21 protein-coding genes are annotated in these 21,728 nt (G+C 56.7%); 10 read left to right on the top strand and 11 right to left on the bottom strand.

The window, feature by feature from the left end; translation table 11 throughout:
• Positions 1-5: 5 nt before the first annotated feature.
• Positions 6-584, bottom strand: a complete 579-nt coding sequence (locus ACR0DH_RS11500) for an invasion associated locus B family protein (RefSeq protein ID WP_480541425.1) — start codon at positions 582-584, stop codon at positions 6-8.
• Positions 585-1,040: 456 nt separating this feature from the next.
• Here ACR0DH_RS11500 and ACR0DH_RS11495 point away from each other — a divergent pair, with 456 nt between their 5' ends.
• On the top strand, positions 1,041-2,588 hold the full coding sequence (locus ACR0DH_RS11495; RefSeq protein ID WP_480549171.1) for a helicase HerA-like domain-containing protein: 1,548 nt from the start codon (positions 1,041-1,043) through the stop codon (positions 2,586-2,588).
• Between the two features lie 95 nt (positions 2,589-2,683).
• Here ACR0DH_RS11495 and ACR0DH_RS11490 read toward each other — a convergent pair whose 3' ends face one another.
• The 8 genes from ACR0DH_RS11490 to ACR0DH_RS11455 form a co-directional block, all read right to left on the bottom strand.
• Complete coding sequence (locus ACR0DH_RS11490; protein ID WP_480541429.1) at positions 2,684-2,938, bottom strand: hypothetical protein; 255 nt, start codon at positions 2,936-2,938, stop codon at positions 2,684-2,686.
• Between the two features lie 190 nt (positions 2,939-3,128).
• Positions 3,129-4,442: a branched-chain amino acid ABC transporter permease gene (locus tag ACR0DH_RS11485; protein WP_480549173.1), complete on the bottom strand. Its 1,314-nt coding sequence runs from the start codon at positions 4,440-4,442 to the stop codon at positions 3,129-3,131.
• Complete coding sequence (locus ACR0DH_RS11480; RefSeq protein WP_480549175.1) at positions 4,439-5,449, bottom strand: branched-chain amino acid ABC transporter permease; 1,011 nt, start codon at positions 5,447-5,449, stop codon at positions 4,439-4,441. The genes ACR0DH_RS11485 and ACR0DH_RS11480 overlap by 4 nt, the downstream gene beginning before the upstream one ends.
• A 257-nt stretch (positions 5,450-5,706) precedes the next feature.
• A complete protein-coding gene (locus tag ACR0DH_RS11475; RefSeq protein WP_480549177.1) occupies positions 5,707-6,036 on the bottom strand; it encodes a hypothetical protein in 330 nt (109 codons plus the stop codon).
• A 276-nt stretch (positions 6,037-6,312) separates the two neighbouring features.
• The gene (locus ACR0DH_RS11470) at positions 6,313-6,738 is read right to left on the bottom strand and encodes a hypothetical protein (RefSeq protein ID WP_480549179.1); all 426 of its coding nucleotides are present in this window, start codon (positions 6,736-6,738) and stop codon (positions 6,313-6,315) included.
• A gap of 2 nt (positions 6,739-6,740) precedes the next feature.
• Positions 6,741-7,583 (bottom strand): ABC transporter ATP-binding protein, encoded by an 843-nt coding sequence (locus ACR0DH_RS11465; RefSeq protein WP_480549181.1) that lies wholly within the window; start codon positions 7,581-7,583, stop codon positions 6,741-6,743.
• Entirely contained in the window at positions 7,580-8,368 is a 789-nt protein-coding gene (locus ACR0DH_RS11460) for an ABC transporter ATP-binding protein (RefSeq protein WP_480549183.1), read from the bottom strand. Before ACR0DH_RS11460 ends, ACR0DH_RS11465 begins: the two co-directional genes overlap by 4 nt.
• A gap of 127 nt (positions 8,369-8,495) precedes the next feature.
• Entirely contained in the window at positions 8,496-9,677 is a 1,182-nt protein-coding gene (locus tag ACR0DH_RS11455; protein ID WP_480549185.1) for an ABC transporter substrate-binding protein, read from the bottom strand.
• Positions 9,678-9,838: 161 nt separating this feature from the next.
• Between ACR0DH_RS11455 and ACR0DH_RS11450 the strand changes: the two genes are divergently transcribed.
• Positions 9,839-10,933 carry a PQQ-dependent sugar dehydrogenase gene (locus tag ACR0DH_RS11450; protein WP_480549187.1) on the top strand — a complete coding sequence of 365 codons (1,095 nt, stop codon included), beginning with the start codon at positions 9,839-9,841 and terminating at the stop codon, positions 10,931-10,933.
• Positions 10,934-10,937: 4 nt separating this feature from the next.
• Here the strand turns inward: ACR0DH_RS11450 and ACR0DH_RS11445 are convergent, their stop codons facing one another.
• Positions 10,938-11,942, bottom strand: coding sequence for a GlxA family transcriptional regulator (locus ACR0DH_RS11445; RefSeq protein WP_480549189.1), 1,005 nt, complete (start codon positions 11,940-11,942; stop codon positions 10,938-10,940).
• A 168-nt stretch (positions 11,943-12,110) separates the two neighbouring features.
• On the opposite strand from ACR0DH_RS11445, the gene ACR0DH_RS11440 reads away from it, so the two are divergent.
• A complete protein-coding gene (locus tag ACR0DH_RS11440) occupies positions 12,111-13,481 on the top strand; it encodes a class II 3-deoxy-7-phosphoheptulonate synthase (protein ID WP_480541449.1) in 1,371 nt (456 codons plus the stop codon).
• A gap of 57 nt (positions 13,482-13,538) precedes the next feature.
• On the opposite strand, the gene ACR0DH_RS11435 is transcribed toward ACR0DH_RS11440, so the two are convergent.
• Positions 13,539-14,207, bottom strand: coding sequence for a PAS domain-containing protein (locus tag ACR0DH_RS11435; RefSeq protein ID WP_480549191.1), 669 nt, complete (start codon positions 14,205-14,207; stop codon positions 13,539-13,541).
• A 245-nt stretch (positions 14,208-14,452) separates the two neighbouring features.
• Between ACR0DH_RS11435 and ACR0DH_RS11430 the strand changes: the two genes are divergently transcribed.
• The 7 genes from ACR0DH_RS11430 (at position 14,453) to pstA (ending at position 21,727) form a co-directional block, all read left to right on the top strand.
• Positions 14,453-15,343 carry a YicC/YloC family endoribonuclease gene (locus ACR0DH_RS11430; RefSeq protein WP_480549193.1) on the top strand — a complete coding sequence of 297 codons (891 nt, stop codon included), beginning with the start codon at positions 14,453-14,455 and terminating at the stop codon, positions 15,341-15,343.
• Between the two features lie 17 nt (positions 15,344-15,360).
• On the top strand, positions 15,361-15,999 hold the full coding sequence (gmk, locus tag ACR0DH_RS11425) for a guanylate kinase (RefSeq protein ID WP_480549195.1): 639 nt from the start codon (positions 15,361-15,363) through the stop codon (positions 15,997-15,999).
• On the top strand, positions 15,999-16,523 hold the full coding sequence (locus ACR0DH_RS11420) for a gamma carbonic anhydrase family protein (RefSeq protein WP_480549197.1): 525 nt from the start codon (positions 15,999-16,001) through the stop codon (positions 16,521-16,523). Before gmk ends, ACR0DH_RS11420 begins: the two co-directional genes overlap by 1 nt.
• Positions 16,524-16,551: 28 nt before the next feature.
• Positions 16,552-17,598 carry a sensor histidine kinase gene (locus ACR0DH_RS11415; protein ID WP_480549199.1) on the top strand — a complete coding sequence of 349 codons (1,047 nt, stop codon included), beginning with the start codon at positions 16,552-16,554 and terminating at the stop codon, positions 17,596-17,598.
• A 198-nt stretch (positions 17,599-17,796) separates the two neighbouring features.
• A complete protein-coding gene (locus ACR0DH_RS11410; protein WP_480541457.1) occupies positions 17,797-18,837 on the top strand; it encodes a substrate-binding domain-containing protein in 1,041 nt (346 codons plus the stop codon).
• A gap of 89 nt (positions 18,838-18,926) precedes the next feature.
• Entirely contained in the window at positions 18,927-20,399 is a 1,473-nt protein-coding gene (gene pstC, locus ACR0DH_RS11405) for a phosphate ABC transporter permease subunit PstC (RefSeq protein WP_170536727.1), read from the top strand.
• Positions 20,396-21,727: a phosphate ABC transporter permease PstA gene (gene pstA / locus ACR0DH_RS11400; protein WP_480549201.1), complete on the top strand. Its 1,332-nt coding sequence runs from the start codon at positions 20,396-20,398 to the stop codon at positions 21,725-21,727. Before pstC ends, pstA begins: the two co-directional genes overlap by 4 nt.
• Position 21,728 lies beyond the last annotated feature (1 nt).

Below are 21,728 nucleotides of genomic sequence, written 5' to 3'. Positions count from 1 at the left end.
CTGGTTCAGTTCGCGTTGACGGTCAGGCCATCAAACCCAGATGTGAAGCCCGATAGCGACATATCCATATCCAGAATCTGATCCGGGAAACGCGCAGGCACCAGCGAGAAGATCGCGGTGCTGCCAGCTTTCATCGCGTCGATGTCACCTTGGCTCAGACCAAGCTGTGCAACGCAACCGACAGGCACGCAGTGGTGATAGTTATATAGCTTGCGCGGGGCGCCATCGATCGACAGTGCCAGCTGTGCTTGCAGCAATGTTTCCAGCGGTACAATCACATTGGCCCAGGCTACAGCCGCACCACCTTCGGGCAATTTGCCGATCGATACTTCGGCAATGGGCTCACCTTGTTGGCCTTTCAGCACCTGTACAATTGCACAAGGGTCATCACCCTCTGCCGCCTTGATGCAAGAGACTTCCCAATCTCCGCTGGTTTCTCTGACGAACTGTTCACCCACACGCGGGCCGGTTTCACCGAGATCCAAGCCGGTGTCAGCATCTGTGGTGCTGGTATCTTGTGCGCTTGCGACACCGCAGATCAGCGCAGCGACGAGCGTATTGATCGAGAGGAGTTTCTTGTTCATGAATGCCTCGGTTTGATGATTGAGTGAGTTTTTTTCTTCCTCTAGCACCGTTCGCCCTCAGTGTCAGTCACTAAGCGTCGCACAGGTTGTAAAGTGAACAATTTCTTGCCGTAAAGATGGGAATTTTGCGTAGAAATCCAAAGAAAAAGGGAGCTGGTGATGCAGCTCCCTTCTCGAATTGGTTCTCCCCGTCGGACTGGCCGACTTATTTATGCGCAGACGTTACGAGAGGGGGGCGCAGCGGTCAACAGCTAACCTGAATTTTTAATATACTCCTTAGTTCACTTTTAATCGGACCAAACGCACAAAAAAAGCCGTGCCCGAAGGCACGGCCAGTCGACAGGGAGGAAGTGCGCCTTTGCAGCTGGCACCACAAAGCGCGCAAATTGACTATCGCAGTCAAAGGTTAACTTTGTATGCTGGCCCCAGAGCGATGGACATTAAGGCAGTGAAAACATGGGCGAAGATATTTTTCTGGGCGGTGGCGGGACCGAGTATGGGCAGCCACAAGGGCTGACGCTGAAATATGCAAACCGGCATGGCCTGATTGCCGGGGCAACTGGAACCGGTAAAACCGTGACGCTTCAGATTCTTGCCGAAGGGTTTTCCAAGGCGGGTGTTCCGGTGTTCCTGTCCGACGTCAAAGGTGACCTGTCCGGCTTGGCACTGCCCGGCAGCGAAACCCATAAGTTGCATCAGGCTTTCATGGATCGCGCTACGCGTATTGGCTTCTCGGATTTTTCCTACAACGCATGTCCGGTCACCTTCTGGGATTTGTTTGGTGAACAGGGCCATCCCGTGCGCACAACTGTGACTGAGATGGGCCCGCTGCTGCTGTCGCGGTTGATGGAGCTGAGCGAGGCGCAAGAGGGTATCCTGAACATCGCCTTTCGCGTGGCGGATGAAGAAGGCATGCCGCTTCTGGACCTAAAGGACCTGCAGGCGCTGCTGGTCTGGATTGGAGAAAACCGTGCACAGCTGTCGTTGCGCTATGGCAATGTCTCGACCTCGTCCATCGGGGCGATCCAACGGCGGTTGCTGGTGCTGGAAAACCAGGGCGGAACGCGGCTGTTTGGCGAGCCCGCTCTGGATTTGTCAGACCTGATGCGCACCGATGAGGCCGGGCATGGCACGGTGAACATCCTTGCCTCGGACAAACTGATGGGGTCGCCACGCCTTTATGCAACTTTTCTGTTGTGGCTGCTGAGTGAGCTGTTTGAAGAACTGCCCGAGGTTGGTGACCCTGAAAAACCCAAGCTGGTGTTTTTCTTCGATGAGGCGCATCTGCTGTTTGATGATGCGCCCAAGGTTCTGGTCGACAAGGTCGAACAGGTCGCGCGCCTGATCCGGTCCAAAGGCGTTGGCGTCTATTTCATCACGCAGAACCCGGCCGATATTCCCGAGGACATTCTGGGCCAGTTGGGAAACCGCGTTCAGCATGCCTTGCGCGCCTTTACAGCGCGGGATCGCAAGAACCTGCGCCTTGCAGCCGAGACCTATCGCGAGAATCCGGCCTTCGATACAGAAGTCGCAATCCGAGAGGTCGGTGTCGGTGAGGCCGTTACATCAATGCTGCAAAAGAAAGGCGTGCCGGGGATGGTCGAGCGGACGTTGATCCGCCCTCCGGGGTCTCAGCTTGGACCGATTACCAAGGCAGAGCGTCAAACGGTGATGGCAGCATCCGCGATGGCGGCAAAATATGACACGCCGGTCGACCGGAAATCGGCCTTTGAAATCCTTCAGGCCCGTGCCGAAACCGCCGCCAAAGAGGCGGAAGCCGCCGAAGCTGATGAGGTGGTAGAGATGCAATCCGCGATGGAGCGAGAGTTTGCCTCGGCCCGTCGATATTCTGGTAGCCGTGTTGGGCGATCTTCCTCGCGCGTGACGCGCAAGAAAGACACGTTTGCCACGGCCATGGGTGAAGCTGTGATCAAAGAGCTCAAAGGCACCACTGGCCGCCGTATCGTGCGCGGTATTCTTGGGGGCCTGTTCCGGAATAGATAAGGCCTTCGAATTCACCAGACAAATATGTGCAGCGTGTGCCCCGCGGAAGCCATCGGCTCGGCGGGGCATGAGCGTCTCATGTCAAATGCAACAATTTACTTGCCGATGCGGCGCAGGCCTTCCTGCTGGCAAATGGCATCCGCCTCGGGCACCGACATCTTGGTAGCCGGGAAATCGATGGCGCGATCCCAAGTCACGCGATCTTGGCGATACAGCTGGCACGTCACGACTCCCTTGGACGTCTGGACCTGGACTGGTGTCGTTTCCAAATCTTTCGGTGAGGGAATACATGCCGCGACTATCGCAACAAGCGGCAACAAGACGATAGCTTTGGTTAGCGGGTTTTTCATGGTTCTTACTACTCTTTAGACTGGTTTACTGGTCATTTGCGGGCCCGATGAACGGTGTGAGTGAGCGTCAACAAAACGAACAGTTTCAGTTACTGGTAATGGTAGGCTGGTTTAGTCAAAAAACCTTTAAGAAACAAGACGCCGCGCCGGTTCCTGCCGACGCGGCCATCTGATTTAAGAGGATTTCGGCCTATTTCTCAGGGATCAGCCCTCTTGGACTGAATCTGAGAACAATCAGCAGGATCAGGCCCATCGTAAACAGCCGCATATGGGCGGCGCTATCGATCAGATGTGTCTTCAGCGCGCTACCATCAGCCATTCCACTGGTGATCAGGTTCATCAGCCAAAGGCCCATCGGCTCAACCTGAACCCAAAGAAACCAGATCAGGAAGGCGCCAAGAACGGCACCGAAGTTGTTGCCTGACCCACCGACGATCACCATAACCCAAACCAGAAAGGTAAAGCGCAAGGGGTTGTAGGTACCCGGTGTAAGCTGCCCATCCAACGTGGTCATCATAGCACCCGCGATGCCGCAGATCGCGGACCCCAGCACAAAGATTTGCAGATGGCGGCGCGTGACATCCTTGCCCATCGCTTCGGCCGCGACTTCATTGTCACGAATGGCGCGCATCATGCGGCCCCATGGGCTTTTGAGTGCCATCTGCGCCATCCAAAGCAGGACCAGAAGAACGATCAGGAACAGCAGCGAATAGCCTAGCTTAACCGACAGTGTCGAAGCCGTGACCGGGTCAATCCCAAGCCAATCTGCCCGAGCGATAAACGCAGGATCTTGTTGCAAATCGACCTCGTACCCAACGACAGGCGAAGGGCGCGGTATGCCGTAGACGTTTTTGACGCCACGGGCCAGCCAGTCTTCGTTTTTCATCACGGCAATGATGATCTCGGCAATGCCAAGCGTGGCAATGGCCAGATAGTCCGAGCGCAGGCCCAGCGCGGTTTTCCCGATCAACCAGGCAGCACCAGCTGCCAGCAGACCTCCGGCAGGCCAGGCCAGCAGAACGGGCATATTCAGGCCACCGATATTGCCTGCGACGGCAGGGTTAATCGCCTCGATCGTTTCGACATTTGGATCAAAGATCGCGCGGTATACAAAGAAGCCGACGATCAGAATGCCGATGATGGCTAAGGTCTGCGCGCGCCCCTTCGGCATCTTCTGCGCAACCATCACAGCGGCGACCACCGTGGCGGCCCCCAGAAGAAGCGCAAGGATGACACCATAGCCACCACCCGACCATGCACCGGGTGTTGGAGGGGTCGAGACCAGCACAACCGCGAGGCCGCCCAGCGCGACAAAGCCCATGACACCAACATTGAAGAGGCCCGCAAAGCCCCATTGCAGGTTCACTCCGATCGACATGATAGCCGAGATCAGCCCCATGTTCAGGATCAGGATCGCCGCATTCCAGCTTTGTGTGAACCCGGTCAGTAGGATCAGCGCGCCAACAACGATAAAGAGCAGGGTGTTTTTAACGGACTCGCTCATATCACTTTCCCCTTGAACAGGCCCGTGGGCTTGAACAGCAGCACGATCAGCAGGATCGCAAAGCTGACGGCGAATTTGTAGTCAGTCGACAGGAACTGTACCAAACCGGACGGAGCAAGGCTTTCCGGCGCAACATATGTCAGTACCTTTTTCCACGCATAGGTGATCGTCACCTCGGAAAACGCGATGATGAAGCCGCCTGCGATGGCACCCAACGGGTTGCCTAGGCCGCCTACAATGGCCGAAGCGAAGATGGGCAGCAGAAGCTGGAAATAGACGAAGGGCTTGAAACTCTTGTCGAGGCCGTAAAGTACGCCCGCCGTGGTCGCCAGTGCAGCCACGATGATCCACGTGATCATCACCACACGTTCGGGATTGATACCCGACAGCAGCGCCAGATCCTCGTTATCCGAATAGGCGCGCATCGACTTACCCGTGCGGGTCTTGTTCAAGAACCAGAACAGCAGAGCCACGGCCAGAATAGCGACAATCACGGTGATGCCCTGAGAGGTCTTGATTGCCAGCCCCTCACGCAGCCCGGTCATCGCCTTAAAATCCCGTGCCGAGACAATGAAGCGTGCGCCGTCCGAAAACCTTTGATCATCCGGCCCGATGATAAACCGGACAAGCCCGTTCATGATGAACATCACGCCCATCGAAACGATTACCAATATGACCGGTTTGGCCTTTTGCGCGCGATAGAAGCGATAGACCAGCCGATCTGTGATCAGCACCAGAACGATACAGCCTAAAATAGCAAAGGGCAGGGCCAGTAGCGCTGTCGGCAGCGGCCCGAAACTGACACCGGCCGCCTGCAATGCCCATGTGACCAGAACGGCGATCATCGCGCCAAAGGCCATGGTGTCGCCATGGGCAAAATTCGAGAACCGCAGGATGCCGTAGATCAGCGTCACCCCCAACGCGCCCAGCGCCAATTGGCTGCCATAGGCAATCGCGGGCACGATCACAAAATTCGAAAGCGCCACGAGCGCATTTAACAGGTCCATATTCATTCCCTCTGACCGGGTGCGGCCTTATGGCACGACGCCATCGCAGGACACAACACAAGAGGGCGGTTTTCTAGCCTGTTTCCCCGTTATTTTGGGGAATTCCACCCTGTGTTCGCAAGTTGAGAGTCAGGGTGGAACAGATACTGGATTCAACATCCAGCCCATCAATCGCAGTTAGCGACCCTCGCTCATCTATTGATTCTCGCGGGGATCAGGACTGATTTGTATCGTTCTGATATTTATGAGTATTCGGGTTAAGCACCAGTTTCTGTGCACGACCCGTGATCGGTACCCGCATGTGGTCCTTTTACAGACAGATCATAGCTCATATCGTCCATATGCACGACAAAGGTCATCACATCCGCGCCTTCGATGTGAACAAAGGTCATGTTGCCGATGCCTTTGAGGACGATCGCATCCCCGGCGACCTTGTCTGTTGTGATACTGCCTTTGTCACCCTCAGCCGAGCGGTCCAGACGGACTTCGCTGCCGTCGCGATCCGAGACACAGACAAAGTGGCGTTCCTCGGCCATTGCGGTCGTCGCGCACAGGGTGGTTACCGCCACCCATATCCATTTTTTCATTTTAGGGTCCTGAATAGAGTTTTTATCCAGAAGGTTCGCTGATTTCACCGGGCTGGATCGGCTTATCCGGGAAACTGTTTCCTTCACAGAGCCTGCGCTAATTACAGAATGTGACCGGATTACAGCCGACTCGTGGAATTGTTGGGATGATGATCGAGGATTTGAGACTGTTGGATACCGAGATCAATCTGCATGTTCTGCGAGATTGGTGACTTCAGTCGATTTCGTGAACAAGAAAGAAGTTGGAGAGCGTCACAAGAACGTCGAGGAAATCCATTAGTTCAAACCCCCACGAATGGCGCTGCAAGTAATTTTTGTCATTCGATTAGACAGAGACGCATTTCGACCCCAGTTACTTATCGCAATGAGGTTCATACCAAACGCATCAGCAATTTCACCGTTGGGCACGATAACGGTAGAATAGTCGGGTTTAGGATTTTGTTTGATGTATGTTTCCGCCTGAGCGTAATTTTCAAAGTACCCGAGTTTGATACGTCGATCTTCATTTCCTTCCAGAAAATAGTCGTTGTTCTCACGGCTCAAAACAAACGAAGAAAGCGGCAAAATTGCCCGCACGCACACTTGTTTTTCACACGCAGCGTACATGCTGCAATTTGCCGGGAATCCAGATTGGTCCCAAGCTGCCCAAAGAACTGAGGCTTGGAGCATACAAGCAATTGGTAATGCGATAAAAAACCTCATCTTCACCCCCCCAAGAAGCTCTTTCGCACCTCGGGATCAGCCAACAGTTCTTTGCCCGTCCCGGTATACGCATTCCGTCCCTGCACCAGAACATAGCCTTTGTCGGCAATCTCCAACGCCTGACGAGCGTTCTGTTCAACCATCAGGATCGGCAACCCTGTGCGTGAGACTTCGATAATCCGGTCGAACAGCTCATCCATCACGATGGGTGAAACACCGGCGGTGGGCTCGTCCAGCATCAGCACTTTGGGCTGGGTCATCAAAGCGCGTCCAACGGCGACCTGTTGGCGTTGACCGCCCGACAGCTCTCCGGCGGCTTGGTTGCGTTTGTCGCGCAAAATTGGGAAGAGGTCATAGACCTGTTCCATCGTGTCCGAGAAATCATCCCGGCGAATAAATGCCCCCATTTCGAGGTTTTCTTCCACCGTCATCGATGTGAAGATATTCGAGGTCTGGGGCACAAATCCCATGCCGCGGATGACACGATCCTGCGGGGTGAGGTTGGTGATGTCCTCACCATCCAAACGCACAGAACCGGACCGAACGTCCAACATACCGAACACAGCTTTCATGGCCGTCGACTTGCCCGCGCCGTTGGGGCCAACGATGACCGCGATTTCGCCCTTGTCGACGGAGATGGTGCAGTCGTGTAGAATGTCTGGGCCTTTACCATAGCCGCCAGTCATAGTGTCGCCGATCAGAAAGGGGCCGCCCTCGACCTTATGCGTTTCGCCGCTTGTGGTGCGCGCAGGCGTCAGGGTGCCGACCCCGTGAGTATTCGTGATCGAGGCGTCTTTGTTGCCCTTGTCGTCCTTGTAGGGGTTGTCGCTTCTGCCAGCGGTCATGTGTGGGCCTCCAGCTTGTCTTTGTTTTTGAGGCCGGTGCCCAGATAAGCTTCGATCACATGCTCATTGGCCTTGATCTCATCCAGAGTTCCTTGGGCCAGCACCTTGCCCTCGGCCATACAGATGACCGGGTCGCAGATCTTGCCGATGAAATCCATGTCATGCTCGATAACAACAAAGGTATAGCTGCGTTCCTTGTTCAAGCGCAGGATCGTATCGGCAATGGTCATCAGTAGGGTGCGGTTCACGCCCGCGCCGACCTCGTCCAGAAATACGATCTTGGCGTCCACCATCATGGTTCGGCCAAGCTCCAGCAGTTTCTTCTGACCACCCGAAACCTGACCCGCCTTGTGGTCAGCCAGATGTTCGATGGTCAGGAACTCCAAAACTTCGTCGGCCTTGGCCTTCAACGCCCGTTCTTCATCCGCGATCCGCTTGCGCCCGAACCAAGTGTTCCACAGCGATTCCCCCGCCTGGGCGCCTGGCACCATCATCAGGTTCTCGCGGCAGGTCATCGACGAGAATTCATGCGCAATCTGGAACGTGCGCAGCAGCCCCTTGTGGAACAGATCATGCGGCGGCAGACCGGTGATATCCTCACCATCCATGAACACACGGCCAGAGGTTGGGGCCAAAACCCCGGCAATTACATTGAACAGCGTCGTTTTTCCGGCCCCATTCGGCCCGATCAGGCCGGTGATCGAACCCTTTTGGATTTCCAGCGATGCCCCATCCACCGCGTGAAACCCGCCGAAATGCTTGTGCACGTCATCGACGACGATCATCTTTTCCCCCAGCTGCCGGTCCTGGCATTCTTGTCACGCCCCCGTTTTTCGGGGTGCGGCCTTTTTTCATTGAAACAGCCCGGACACAAGGCCCGGGCTGCTTGATTTTATGACTATTGTTCTCGGATCAACGGAAGTTGACGGTTTTATTCTCGCCGTCGGTCACTTCGATCTCGCGATACGAACCCGCGCTTTCACCGGGGCCGATCAGCTCAACACCCGATGCGCCGACATAGTCGATCTCCTGACCAGCAGCCAGCAGCTCCAGGCCTTTCGCCAGCTCACCGGGATAGATTTTCTCACCCGGAGCGTTGGCAACGTCCATGATTTTGGAACCATAGTCCGCCGGGCTGGTCGAGCCTGCAGCCTGCATGGCCAGCATGAACAGAGCAGCGGCGTCGTAGCTTTCCGGAGAGTAGGGCGACGAGCCATCAAAGCCTGCAGCTTCGGCCATGGCAAAATACTTCTCGGCGCCTTCACCACCCGAACCAGCGATCTGACCGAACGAGCCGTTCAGGTCCGGACCGACATTCGCAGGCAGCGAGTCACCGATCATACCGCCGGGCAGGCCGAATGTGTCAAACGCACCGCTGTCCAGAGCTGACTGGATGATGCCCAGGCCGCCTTGGTCCAGATAGCCTGCAACGACCAGAATATCGCCACCGGCCGAGGCCAGCGCGCCAACTTCAGCCGAGTAGTCGGCCTTGCCGTCTTCGTGTGCGGCAACGATGGTCACTTCGCCACCCGATGCCTCGAACGAGGACTGGATCGCGTCCGCCAGACCCTTGCCGTAGTCGTTGTTGGTGTAGGTCAGAGCAATCGAGCTAATGCCGCGATCGTTCAGGATGTCTGCCATCACCTGACCTTCACGCGCATCCGACGGTGCGGTGCGGAAGAACAACCCGTTGTCTTCCATGGTCGACAGACCAGGCGAAGTGGCCGATGGCGAGATCATCACCATGCCGTTCGGAATCGCGACGTTCTGCAGGATCGCGCCGGTTACGCCCGAGCAGTCACCGCCGATGATGCCACTGACTCCATCCGCGATGAAACGCTCACCATTTGAGGTGGCCAGACCGTTGTCGATGCAGCCGGTATCGGCACGGGTGCCAACAACCGTCGCGCCATCCAGCAGCTTGCCCGACTCGGTGACTTCGGCAATTGCCATTTCGGCACCCGAGCCCATGGCCGGGGCCAGCGATTCAATTGGGCCTGTGAAGCCGAACAGAATGCCCAATTTGACATCCTCGGCCATGGCCGTGCCCGCCAGCAAGGCGGTTGCTGCGGTTGCTGTAAGCAGCTTTTTCATGAAGTTACTCCCTGATTTCGTATTCCAACTGGGCACGACCCTAGGCAAGCTGTTCGCAAAAGAAAAGTCCCTAGAAACGCCTGCTTTTTGTCTAAGCGCACCTATCTATTGAGGGTATCGGCCCGTAATGGTCGCACAACCCGAATCTGCGGAGGTTTTCTATGTTCCGGCTTTTTGCTCTTGTTCTGTTGATCTGCGCAGGTGGCGCGTCCTTTGCCGGAGTGCTGCAAACCAAAGAGGGCTCAGTTGAGGCCACACAGATGCTAAGCGGGTTGGACACGCCTTGGGGCTTGGGGCTCCTGCCTGATGGAAGCTTTCTGGTGACTGAGCGGGACGGAGAGCTGATCTATGTGTCGGATGGCGAAACCAATCGCGTATCAGGCGTTCCGAAGGTGGCCGCTGCCGGGCAGGGCGGGTTACTGGACGTTACCATCCCTCGTGACTTCAGTCAGAGCCGCGAGGTCTTTTTGACGTTTTCCAAACCCCAAGCGGGCGGGGCTGGCACCGCCTTGGCTGTTGCGCGCCTATCAGAAAATGGCAAACGCCTGACCAAACTGCGTGTCTTGTTCGAGGCCAAGCCCGGCGGTTCCGGTGGTCGCCACTTCGGATCACGCGTGGTCGAGGCGCAGGATGGAACGCTGTTCCTAACCATCGGCGACCGGGGGGATCGGCCCTCAGCGCAGGATACAAGCAATCACATGGGCTCGGTCATCCGTATCAACCGTGACGGGACGGTTCCGGCCGGCAACCCCTTTATCGGGCAGTCCGGTATGCGACCCGAAATCTGGTCTTTTGGCCATAGGAACCCGCAAGGGGCCGGTCTGGATGCAAATGGCGCGCTCTGGGTTTCAGAACATGGTGCGCGGGGTGGGGATGAAGTGAATCTGGCGCAGCCGGGCAAAAACTATGGCTGGCCGATTATTTCCTATGGCACGCATTACTCAGGTGAGAAAATAGGCGAGGGTACGTCAAAGCCCGGCCTTGAACAGCCTGCTTTCTATTGGGACCCCTCCATCGCGCCCTCAGGCTTGCTGGTTTACTCCGATGATTTGTTTCCAAGATGGCGCGGCGACATCTTCGTCGGTTCGCTCAAGTTTGACTACATCGCGCGACTGTCCGGATCGCCTTTGCGCGAAGTCGAGCAGATTAAGGGACCGGAAACAGAACGTGTCCGCGATATCGTTCAAGCCACAGATGGATCGATCTGGTTCATTTCCGTTGGTCAGGGTGCGGTCTATCGTATGACACCTGGCTGAGATGTCAGATCGACAGGCGCCCGCTTTGCGATCCTCGTTCCCGATAGGGCGTCGTGTTGTAATGCGCCCGGTAGCATTTTGAGAAATGGCTGGGCGAAGCAAAGCCACAAGCCAGTGCCACGTTGATCACGCTCATATCCGTCTGCATCAGCAAGTTGCGCGCTTTATGCAGGCGGAGTTCCATGTAGTACCGCTTAGGCGAGCGGCTCAGGTAGCGGCGGAAGAGACGTTCAAGCTGACGGGTAGACATGCCCACATCTTTGGCCAAGATCGAGGGTGAGATCGGTTCTTCCGTATTTTTCTCCATCATCAGGATGACCTGGCTCAACTTGGGGTGACGAACGCCGATACGGGTCGGCGTCGACAGGCGCTGTGTGTCCTGATCCGTGCGAATCGAGGAATAGATCATCTGATCGGCGACGGCATTGGCCAATTCTTCGCCGAAATCATCTGCGATCAGCTTCAGCATCAAATCGATTGAGGATGTGCCCCCAGCAGTTGTCATGCGATTGCCATCGATCAAAAATACCGATTTGGTCAGTTCAACGGTGTCGAACTCTTCTGCGAAACTGTCAGCATTCTCCCAGTGAATGGTCGCACGTTTGTCATCCAGCAGGCCTGCTTTGGCCAGCGTGTAAGCTGCGGTACATAGACCACCGATCTTCAGGCCCTTGCGCGCCTCGCGGCGTAGCCAGCTTAGAACCTTTTTGGTGGTCGAGCTCTGAACATCGACGCCACCACACACCATGATCACATCGTCACGGCGCAAATCGCCAAGATCCGCATCAAGCTTGAAGGTGGTTCCAGCCGAACACGACACCACCTCGCCGCCTTCGCCGACCAGCGACCAGGTGTAAATCTCTTTGCCTGCCATGCGGTTGGCAATGCGCAGGCTGTCTAGCGCGGATGCAAAAGACAGCAGCGAGAATTTGTCTAACAAGATGAATACAAAGTTGACCGGCTTATCTGTGTCGCCGTCCACTGTGACAACTTGGCGTTGCTCTTGCATGGCTGTTGTTCCCCGAATCCACGACGGCTGCACCTACGTCGCGCGTATTTTGCCAGACACCATGCTCAAAGCTTGTTTCCGGCGTCAAGAGGCGCAAATGGGATATGGTCACTCTTCATTGCATTTTGTATAGAGACCACCTGAATACTATCAGCGGAGATCAAGGCTATGACCGAATGGCAGAAATCGAACTGGCGCAACAAGCCCCGGGTTCAGATGCCAGACTATACCGACGCGGCCGCCCTGGCCAAAGTCGAGGCGCAGCTTTCGCAGTATCCCCCGCTGGTCTTTGCCGGGGAGGCGCGGCGTCTCAAGCAACATCTGGGTGCCGCCGGTCGCGGCGAGGCTTTCCTGTTGCAGGGCGGGGATTGTGCTGAAAGCTTTGAACAATTCAGCGCGGATGCGATCCGTGACACGTTCAAGGTGATGCTGCAAATGGCGATGGTTCTGACTTATGGCGCCAAGGTTCCGGTGGTCAAAGTTGGCCGCATGGCCGGCCAGTTTGCCAAACCGCGCAGCGCGCCGACCGAAGTTGTGGATGGCGTGGAACTGCCCAGCTACCGTGGTGATATCATCAACGAACTGGCCTTTACGCCCGAGGCGCGAATTCCGAATCCATCCAAGATGCTGCAGGCCTACACTCAGGCGGCTGCCACACTAAACCTGTTGCGCGCCTTCTCGACCGGCGGTTTCGCGGATATGAGCCGTGTTCATGCCTGGACGCTGGGCTTCGCTGACGATCAGGACGTGCAGAAATATTCCGAGATTGCAGATCGCATTCAGGACAGCATCGACTTTATGGGTGCTGCCGGGATCACGGCGGATACAACGCATGAGTTCTCAACCGTGGAATTCTACACCAGCCACGAAGGGCTTTTGCTGGAATATGAAGAGGCGCTGACCCGTCTAGATTCAACCTCAGGCAACTGGTTGGCTGGCTCGGGTCATATGATCTGGATCGGTGACCGCACCCGTCAGCCTGACGGAGCGCATGTTGAATTCTGTCGTGGCGTTCAGAACCCGATTGGTCTGAAATGCGGACCGACCACGACCGCTGAAGACCTGAAGGTTCTGATGTCAAAGCTGAACCCGGACAACGAAGAGGGTCGCCTGACCCTGATCGCGCGTTTCGGGGCTGGCAAAGCCGGTGAGCATCTGCCGCGTCTGGTCAAGGCCGTGAAGGAAGAAGGCGCCAAGGTCACCTGGGTCTGTGATCCGATGCATGGAAACACGATCAAATCGGCGACGGGCTATAAAACCCGTCCGTTTGACTCGGTCCTGCGCGAAGTGCGCGACTTCTTTGGCGTGCATCAAGCCGAAGGCACCATCCCCGGCGGTGTGCATTTCGAGATGACCGGTCTGGATGTGACCGAATGCACCGGCGGCGTGCGTGCCGTGACCGAAGAAGATCTGTCCGACCGCTACCACACCGCGTGCGACCCGCGCCTGAACGCGTCGCAGTCGCTGGAGTTGGCGTTCCTGGTCGCGGAAGAGCTGACCAATCTGCGCCGGAACGGTTCCAAGCGCGCGGCCAGCTGAATAGAGTAATCCAAGCATCGAAACGGCGGGCCAAGGGCTCGCCGTTTTTTGTGGCGGCTAGTCGTCGCGCGAGACGACCAGTCGTAGATGGCTTCTTCGGCTAAACTCGGTCTGATCTTCGGCAAAGCCTGCGGCATCACGCTGAGGTTCGACCGGGCTGTGTAGATCGGAAACCTGCTTGATCCGCTGGTCTGAGATCTCAAAGCGGCGCGGGGTCGACCCGATGGCACCATCGCTAAGCATCACGCCCAGCACACGGCTGACATCACCCAGATCGCTGCGCAAGGGCAGCAGGATCATCCGGGCTTGCATGCGGGCGCGGCCAAATGCGCCGCTGGAAGTCAATCCAAGCTCGGCCGTGGCGGGCGCGCTGAACACCTGTTCCAGCGTCTCTTTGACTTTGGGTCGTGCTTCGGCCTCGAAGAACGCAGTCAGCGGCATGCCACGCACTTCCATACCGGCAAGCTTATTCAGATGGCTTCCCGCCAAACGAAACCGGGCCAATCCAGGCGCAATGCGTTCCAGAATGAATGTGTATTCCAGCACATTTTCCAATCCTCGCGGGTCGATTTGCGACCGCATGGGCACCCCGTCGCCAGACAACAGCGCGGTCCAATACGCCTCGGCCTGACGGATCGGCGAAAGAGAACGTCCACTGTCAAAGCGATCCATTGCGACGATCTTTCCAAATTCTGACCCGGAATCAGTCCCGAAAAAGGTTTTCATTTCCATCACCCTAACGCCATTCAGCCGCTATTTTCATAAAATGCAACGCATCCGGGGCATCTGCGGCCCGACAGCCTTTGCTTTGGCCAAATTGACACGGGTTAATACAATTTTGGAGGAATTCTTTAACGAATGGTTAACTTCTGCGGATGAATTGCCGCTTGAGCAAACTCTTGCCCTTGCAAGGCCAATGGCTTTAGGTGCGGCAAGAGTTGAAAATGCGGAAAGCCTAAGAAAGGTCTGTCATGATCAAATCCATGACCGGGTTCGCCTCGGGGACAGGCGAGTTTGGCCCGCATAGCTGGACGTGGGAGCTGCGCAGCGTCAACGGCAAGGGGCTGGATATGCGTATCCGCGTCCCGGACTGGCTGACCGGGCTTGAGGCCGGGTTGCGCGCCACCCTGTCCAAGTCTTTGAGCCGTGGCAACGTGACGCTTTCCATGCGCCTGAGCCGTGATGAAGCGCTGACTGAACTGGCGCTGAATACAGCCGCCATGGCAGCCGCGCTTGAGGCGTTGCAGCAAACGCAGGACATGGCCGAGGCCAAAGGTATTACGCTGACCCCGTCCAAGGCGACGGATTTGCTGGCCCTCAAGGGCATGATGGATGCGGGATCAGAGAGCGATGATCCTGCGCCTCTGGTTGCGCATCTGATCAAGGCGTTTCCTACATTGCTGGACGCCTTCATCCAGATGCGCCAAACCGAAGGTGAGGCTTTGGCCGAGGTTTTGGCGTCGCAGTTGGATCAGGTCGCCAAGCTGACGACGCAAGCGGCTGATCTGGCCGAACAGCGCAAGGACAAGATGGCCGAAGCCCTGCGAGAGAACCTGACGCGGGTGATGGAGAATGCTCAAGGTGCCGATCCGGAACGGGTGGCGCAGGAACTGGCGCTGATCGCGGTCAAGGCAGACGTGACCGAAGAGATCGATCGCCTGACCGCCCATGTAGCCGCCGCGCGTGATCTACTGGCTCAGGACGGGGCGGTGGGTCGTAAACTCGATTTCCTGATGCAGGAATTCAACCGCGAGGCAAACACCTTGTGTTCCAAGGCGCAAAGCACCGATCTGACCTCGGTCGGATTGGAACTAAAGGCTGTGATCGACCAGATGCGCGAGCAGGTACAGAATGTTGAATAATGACGGAACATATTGAAATGGCAAATCGTCGAGGCCTTCTTATCATCCTTTCTTCGCCGTCTGGCGCGGGCAAATCCACCTTAGCGCGTCGGCTAATGGCCTGGGACACAGGGTTGGAGTTTTCGGTTTCGGCCACGACCCGCGCGCCGCGCCCGGGCGAGAAGGACGGTCGCGAATACTACTTCCTGACCGAGGATGCGTTCAAACAGCAGGTCACCGACGGGCAGATGCTGGAACATGCACATGTTTTCGGTAACTTCTATGGTTCCCCCATCGCACCGGTGCGCGAGTCAATCAATGCAGGGCGGGACGTTCTGTTTGACGTGGACTGGCAGGGCGATCTGCAAATCCGTAACTCGGACCTCGGCAAACACGCCTTGTCGATCTTCATCCTTCCGCCCTCGATCCAGGAACTGCGCCGCCGTCTGGAAACCCGCGGTCAGGACAGCGAGGATGTGATCGCCAAACGCATGCAAAAAAGTTGGGATGAAATCAGCCATTGGGGCTATTACGACTACGTTCTGGTCAATGACGATCTGGATGCGACCGAAGAAAAGCTGAAAACAATCGTCAGCGCCGAACGCATGCGCCGTATTCAGCAACCCAGGCTGCAAGACCACGTACGCAAACTACAAAATGAGTTCGAGGCCCTGTGATGCCAATCTATGCTTTGGGCAAAGACGCCCCTGAAATACACGAAGACACTTGGGTTGCGCCGGACGCCAATCTGATCGGCAAAGTGGTGCTAGAGCAGGGCGCATCGGTTTGGTTCGGCTGCACCATCCGCGCGGACCACGAAGAAATTCGTGTGGGCGCTGGCAGCAATGTGCAGGAAAACTGTGTGATGCATATCGATGCGGGCTTCCCGCTGACAGTTGGGGCGAACTGCACCATTGGCCATAAAGTCATGCTGCACGGGTGCACTATTGGCGAAAACACCCTGATCGGTATGGGCGCGATTGTTCTGAACGGGGCAAAGATCGGCAAGAATTGCTTGATCGGGGCAGGGGCTTTGATCACTGAAAACAAAGAGATACCGGATAACTCTCTGGTGATGGGATCACCCGGTAAGGTCGTGCGCCAATTGGACAACTCCGCCGCGCAGCGGATCACATTCAGTGCACAGTATTATCAGGAAAACATGCGCAGGTTTCGTAAAACTCTAACGCCCGTGTCCTAACAGGCCGAAGCGAACAAGGTTACAGGCGATGTCAGAGGATTTACTTGCGGAAATTGTGTCGGCCATTCCGATGCCCGCGCTGATGGTTGATCAGACCGAACGTATCATTGCTGCCAATACCGATGCGCGCACGCTTTTGGGCCAGAACATGTTGGGCCGACATTTTGCAACGATCCTGCGTCAGCCGCAGGTGATCGACGCGATGGAACAAAGCCTGCGCAGCAAAGGCCCGCGCAAGACCCGGCATCTGTCGAACGATGGTGCGCAGGACACGACATTCGAGATGCAGTGCCGCTATATGAACGGGATCGGCGCGGTCTCCGGGGGGGCGGTTCTGGCGGTGTTTCAAGATATAACCCATTTGGAGCAAGCCAGTCAGATGCGGCGTGATTTCGTCGCCAATGTCAGCCATGAATTGCGCACGCCGTTGACCGCTTTGATGGGCTTTATCGAAACCCTGCGCGGCCCGGCACGCGAGGATGCAGCGGCAAGGGATCGGTTTTTGCAGATCATGACGGACGAGGCGAACCGGATGAACCGTCTGGTTGGCGATCTGTTATCACTCAACCGTGTTGAAAGCGAAGAACGGGTGCGCCCGAAAGAGCAGCTGGAGCTGAATGGCTTGCTGGAATCGACGCTGAATTCTCTGAAACCCTTGGCTGAAGATGCAGATGTTGTGCTGTCATTAACCGCGCCTAATGACCCGGTTTCGATCACCGGAGACAGCGATCAGCTGCGGCAGGTTTTCACCAATCTGGTCGAAAACGCGATCAAATACGGCGGCAGCGGTGGCAGCGTCGAGGTTCGTATCGCACCTTCCGAGCGGGACACGGCGGTGCGTGGTCCGGCTGTGCGGGTTCAGATCGTAGATAAAGGGCCGGGGATCGATTCGGTTCATTTGCCGCGACTGACAGAGCGATTCTATCGCGCGGACAGCCATCGCTCGCGGCAACTGGGCGGCACAGGTCTGGGGCTGGCAATTGTGAAACACATCGTCAACCGCCATCGGGGGCGGTTGCGGGTTGAAAGCGATCTCGGCAAAGGATCGGTCTTCACCGTTATTCTACCGCGATAACGCGCACCGGGTTTACGGCGATCGATGGGTTCAACTCAGGGTGTATTTTGCGCCGCTGTGCGAGGCGGATTTCAAATAAAACTTCAGCTGTCATAAAAGCGTTACAAACTTGTCACAAAAGCCTTACGCAGGACCCCTAGGGGTTCAGCCGAGATCATCATGGGGGTGATCAAACATTCCTTTTTCAGGGAGACTGTAATGTCCTTTGTAAAACTGTCGGCTTCTGCGCTGGCGATCGCTGCTGTTTCGGCCACTGCTGCTGCTGCTCGTGACAACGTTCAGGTTGCCGGTTCTTCGACCGTTCTGCCTTACGCGTCGATCGTTGCTGAACTGTTTGGTGAAAACACCGACTTCCCAACACCTGTTGTTGAATCGGGCGGCTCTTCGGCTGGCCTCAAGCGCTTCTGTGAAGGCGTTGGCGAAAACACCATCGACGTCGCAAACGCGTCGCGCGCGATCCGCGAAAAAGAGATCAAAGCCTGTGCCGAAAACGGCGTGACCGACATCATGGAAGTCCGCATCGGTTATGACGGTATCGTGTTTGCAAGCCAGCAGACTGGCCCCGCTTTCACCGCGTTCGAGCCCGCAGACATCTTCAACGCACTGGGTGCGAAGGTTCTGAAAGACGGCGCGATCGTTGACAACCCATACAACACCTGGGCCGAGTTCAACGGCGACCTGCCTGATGTTGAAATCGCAGGCTTCATCCCCGGCACAAAGCACGGCACACGTGAAGTTTTTGAAGAAAAAGTTCTGCTGATCGGCTGTGAAAAAACTGGCGCCATGGAAGCGATGATCGCTGGCGGCATGAGCGAAGATGACGCAGAAGATGCATGCCTGGACGTGCGCACTGATGGCAAGTCGGTCGACATCGACGGTGACTACACCGAAACTCTGGCCCGTATCGACACCAACCCGAACGGTATCGGCATCTTCGGTCTGGCATTCTACGAGAACAACACCGACAAGCTGAAAGTTGCGACCATGTCGGGTATCGCGCCGTCGACCGAAACCATCTCGACCGGTGAATACCCTGTATCGCGCCCGCTGTTCTTCTACGTGAAGAAAGCCCATATCGGCGTGATCCCTGGCCTGAAAGAGTACGCTCAGTTCTTCGTTGCTGACGAAATCGCCGGCCCCACCAGCCCGCTGGCCAACTACGGCCTGGTTGCTGACCCTGAGCTGGCAAAAACTCAGGACGCGATTGCCAACGAAGTCACCATGGGTTCGGGCAGCTAAGCCTGACATTGGTCTAATTGCCAGGGGCGGCCGTAGTCGCCGCCCCTTTGCTTCTTTTTTGAATTCCCAATCGGACCAGTGGGGGTGTTATGCCGATACTTTGGCTTTTCTTGATCGTTGCTGCGGTCGCTGTGGTCGGATTTGTGCTCGGCCGATCTCGGGCCATGCAAAGCGCCGGCGGTGATATCCGAAACCTGCACTCCCTTCCTACGTTCTACGGCGCGAATGTCGCGCTTAAGGTGGTTGTTCCTGCGTTTGGACTTCTTCTGATCTGGCTGCTGGTACAGCCGCTCTATGTGAATTCTCAGGTTTCAGGCATGATTCCCGACAGTGCGATCAAGGAAGGATCGTCACGCGGTCTGGTTCTGGCCGAGGTGCGCCGGACAGCGACCGGTCTGGACAATGCAGTTGCGCAAGGGGCGATCACCGAAGACACCGCTCGCAATGCGCGCGCGGATTTCACAGATATGACGCAGCGTCTGAAAGATGCCGGTCAGGTGGTAACGTCGAACATCACCCAAACTGTTCTGCGCGGCGCACAAAGCTATCGTATCATGAATGCGACCGGTTATCGGATCATGGCCATCGCGGTGATTGTTGTGGCCTTGATCGGGGCCGCCGTCAGCTGGGCGCAAACCAACGCTGACTACCGCGCCCGCAACGTTGTAGAACAAGGCATCCGGGTCCTGCTGCTGGGGGCCGCATCGATTGCCATTCTGACCACCATCGGCATTGTTCTTTCGCTGGTGTTCAACACCTGGGAATTCTTCCGGTTATACCCGGCGTCTGATTTCTTTTTTGGCCTGACTTGGTCGCCCAGCTTTTCGGGTCGCGGTGGCGCCTCTGATCTGGGCATCATCCCACTGCTCTGGGGCACGTTGTATATTTCCATCGTCGCGCTGCTGGTTGCCGTGCCAATCGGTCTGTTTGCCGCGATTTACCTCAGCGAATATGCCTCGCCTGCGGTGCGCGCTTTCGCCAAGCCGCTGCTGGAAGTGCTCGCCGGTATTCCCACCATCGTTTACGGTCTATTCGCTTTGCTGACAGTCGGCCCACTTTTGCTGGATGTGTTCGGAGACAACGGGCTGGGCTGGATGAAAGCGGGCACCGCGGTGATGACAGCCGGTCTAGTTATGGGCATTATGCTGATCCCGTTTGTATCGTCTCTGTCCGATGACATCATCAACGCCGTGCCGCAGGCGATGCGCGATGGCTCCTACGGGTTGGGTGCAACGCAGTCTGAAACCATCCGTCAGGTGGTTTTGCCCGCTGCCTTGCCCGGCATCGTTGGTGCGATCCTGCTGGCCGCCTCGCGTGCCATTGGAGAGACCATGATCGTGGTTCTGGGGGCAGGGGCCGCCGCAAGGCTCAGCCTGAACCCCTTCGAGGCCATGACAACCGTGACCGCAAAGATCGTCAGCCAGCTGACAGGTGACGCAGACTTCGCCTCACCCGAGGCACTGGTGGCCTTTGCCCTAGGCATGACGCTGTTCATCGTCACGCTTGGGCTGAACGTCTTTGCCCTTTACATCGTGCGCAAGTACCGGGAGCAGTACGAATGACCGACGCAAGCATGCAAACCCCTGAAACGGGGCGCCACGCTGTTTCCCTGACTGCGTATGATGCGCGGACCCGCAAACGCGCCAAGGCAGAAAAACGGTTTCGCGCCTATGGCATCGTCGCAATTGCGACCGGTCTGTTTTTCTTGATCGTCCTGTTCGCCTCGATCCTGTCCGAGGGTATTCCGGCCTTCACCCGGACCGTTGTAAGCGTTGATTTCACCCTGACTCAGCAAGAGCAGGAAGAGGCCGAAGGCACGCTGTTCAAGACCAAAGCCTATTCTGACCTGTTCATCGCGGCCCTCAACAAAGAGCTTGATGAAAGCGGCCTTCAGGTTGATTTCGACGAAGCCGCGATTGAGCGTCTGCTTGGCAAGGTCGGCGGAACCATCCGAACCTTCTATGCTGCCAACCCGGACAAATTGGGTGAACCTATCGAGTTTGATCTGGCCGCCTCCAGCCGCGTCGATGGCTACTACAAAGGCCGTGTATCGCGCGACACAATTCAGGACAGTCGCTTTTTGCAGAAAAGCGACCTGGATCTGGTGGATGCGCTGCAAGAGGCTGGCATCATCAAACAGGTCTTCAATTGGCCCTTCATCACCGGGGCAGACTCGGGCGTGGACAACCCCGGCGGTGCTGGGATCGGTGCCTCGGTCGTGGGCTCATTCTTTATGATGCTGGTTGTGCTGGGCTTGTCGCTGCCCATCGGTGTGGCCGCGTCGATCTATCTGGAAGAGTTCGCACCGCAGAACAGGTTTACGGACTTGATCGAGGTGAATATCTCGAACCTGGCCGCGGTTCCTTCGATCGTGTTTGGTATCCTTGGTTTGGCCGTCTTCATCCAGTTCATGCACCTGCCGCAATCCGCGCCGCTGGTTGGCGGGCTGGTGCTGACGCTGATGACCCTGCCGACAATCATCATCTCGACCCGGGCGTCGCTGAAAGCAGTTCCACCGTCGATCCGTGATGCCGCACTTGGGGTAGGGGCCTCGAAAATGCAGGCAGTGTTCCATCACGTTCTGCCGCTGGCCGCGCCCGGCATTCTGACCGGCACGATCATCGGACTGGCACAGGCGCTGGGTGAAACCGCCCCTCTGCTGCTGATCGGCATGGTGGGCTTTGTCGCCCGTGGTTACCCCGATGGTTTCATCGCCGGGTTTACCGAGCCGAACTCGGCCATGCCCGCCCAGATCTATACTTGGGCTGCACGGGCTGATGTGGGTTTCTATGAAAAAGCCTGGGGCGGGATCATCATCCTTTTGATTTTCCTGCTGACTATGAACATCATCGCAATCATTCTGCGCCGCCGCTTTGAACGCCGCTGGTAAG

The sequence above is a fragment of the Ruegeria sp. I1 genome, from assembly GCF_056532675.1.
Note: the sequence above shows the minus strand (reverse complement) of the source record. Positions and strands in the feature narration are given on the sequence as shown.

What these genes read in the sequence shown, in the direction of transcription:
- ACR0DH_RS11500 (WP_480541425.1), bottom strand. Translation starts at nt 584, where the DNA reads ATGAACAAGAAACTCCTCTCGATCAATACGCTCGTCGCTGCGCTGATC.
- ACR0DH_RS11495 (WP_480549171.1), top strand. Translation starts at nt 1,041, where the DNA reads ATGGGCGAAGATATTTTTCTGGGCGGTGGCGGGACCGAGTATGGGCAG.
- ACR0DH_RS11490 (WP_480541429.1), bottom strand. Translation starts at nt 2,938, where the DNA reads ATGAAAAACCCGCTAACCAAAGCTATCGTCTTGTTGCCGCTTGTTGCG.
- ACR0DH_RS11485 (WP_480549173.1), bottom strand. Translation starts at nt 4,442, where the DNA reads ATGAGCGAGTCCGTTAAAAACACCCTGCTCTTTATCGTTGTTGGCGCG.
- ACR0DH_RS11480 (WP_480549175.1), bottom strand. Translation starts at nt 5,449, where the DNA reads ATGGACCTGTTAAATGCGCTCGTGGCGCTTTCGAATTTTGTGATCGTG.
- ACR0DH_RS11475 (WP_480549177.1), bottom strand. Translation starts at nt 6,036, where the DNA reads ATGAAAAAATGGATATGGGTGGCGGTAACCACCCTGTGCGCGACGACC.
- ACR0DH_RS11470 (WP_480549179.1), bottom strand. Translation starts at nt 6,738, where the DNA reads ATGAGGTTTTTTATCGCATTACCAATTGCTTGTATGCTCCAAGCCTCA.
- ACR0DH_RS11465 (WP_480549181.1), bottom strand. Translation starts at nt 7,583, where the DNA reads ATGACCGCTGGCAGAAGCGACAACCCCTACAAGGACGACAAGGGCAAC.
- ACR0DH_RS11460 (WP_480549183.1), bottom strand. Translation starts at nt 8,368, where the DNA reads ATGATCGTCGTCGATGACGTGCACAAGCATTTCGGCGGGTTTCACGCG.
- ACR0DH_RS11455 (WP_480549185.1), bottom strand. Translation starts at nt 9,677, where the DNA reads ATGAAAAAGCTGCTTACAGCAACCGCAGCAACCGCCTTGCTGGCGGGC.
- ACR0DH_RS11450 (WP_480549187.1), top strand. Translation starts at nt 9,839, where the DNA reads ATGTTCCGGCTTTTTGCTCTTGTTCTGTTGATCTGCGCAGGTGGCGCG.
- ACR0DH_RS11445 (WP_480549189.1), bottom strand. Translation starts at nt 11,942, where the DNA reads ATGCAAGAGCAACGCCAAGTTGTCACAGTGGACGGCGACACAGATAAG.
- ACR0DH_RS11440 (WP_480541449.1), top strand. Translation starts at nt 12,111, where the DNA reads ATGACCGAATGGCAGAAATCGAACTGGCGCAACAAGCCCCGGGTTCAG.
- ACR0DH_RS11435 (WP_480549191.1), bottom strand. Translation starts at nt 14,207, where the DNA reads ATGAAAACCTTTTTCGGGACTGATTCCGGGTCAGAATTTGGAAAGATC.
- ACR0DH_RS11430 (WP_480549193.1), top strand. Translation starts at nt 14,453, where the DNA reads ATGATCAAATCCATGACCGGGTTCGCCTCGGGGACAGGCGAGTTTGGC.
- gmk (WP_480549195.1), top strand. Translation starts at nt 15,361, where the DNA reads ATGGCAAATCGTCGAGGCCTTCTTATCATCCTTTCTTCGCCGTCTGGC.
- ACR0DH_RS11420 (WP_480549197.1), top strand. Translation starts at nt 15,999, where the DNA reads ATGCCAATCTATGCTTTGGGCAAAGACGCCCCTGAAATACACGAAGAC.
- ACR0DH_RS11415 (WP_480549199.1), top strand. Translation starts at nt 16,552, where the DNA reads ATGTCAGAGGATTTACTTGCGGAAATTGTGTCGGCCATTCCGATGCCC.
- ACR0DH_RS11410 (WP_480541457.1), top strand. Translation starts at nt 17,797, where the DNA reads ATGTCCTTTGTAAAACTGTCGGCTTCTGCGCTGGCGATCGCTGCTGTT.
- pstC (WP_170536727.1), top strand. Translation starts at nt 18,927, where the DNA reads ATGCCGATACTTTGGCTTTTCTTGATCGTTGCTGCGGTCGCTGTGGTC.
- pstA (WP_480549201.1), top strand. Translation starts at nt 20,396, where the DNA reads ATGACCGACGCAAGCATGCAAACCCCTGAAACGGGGCGCCACGCTGTT.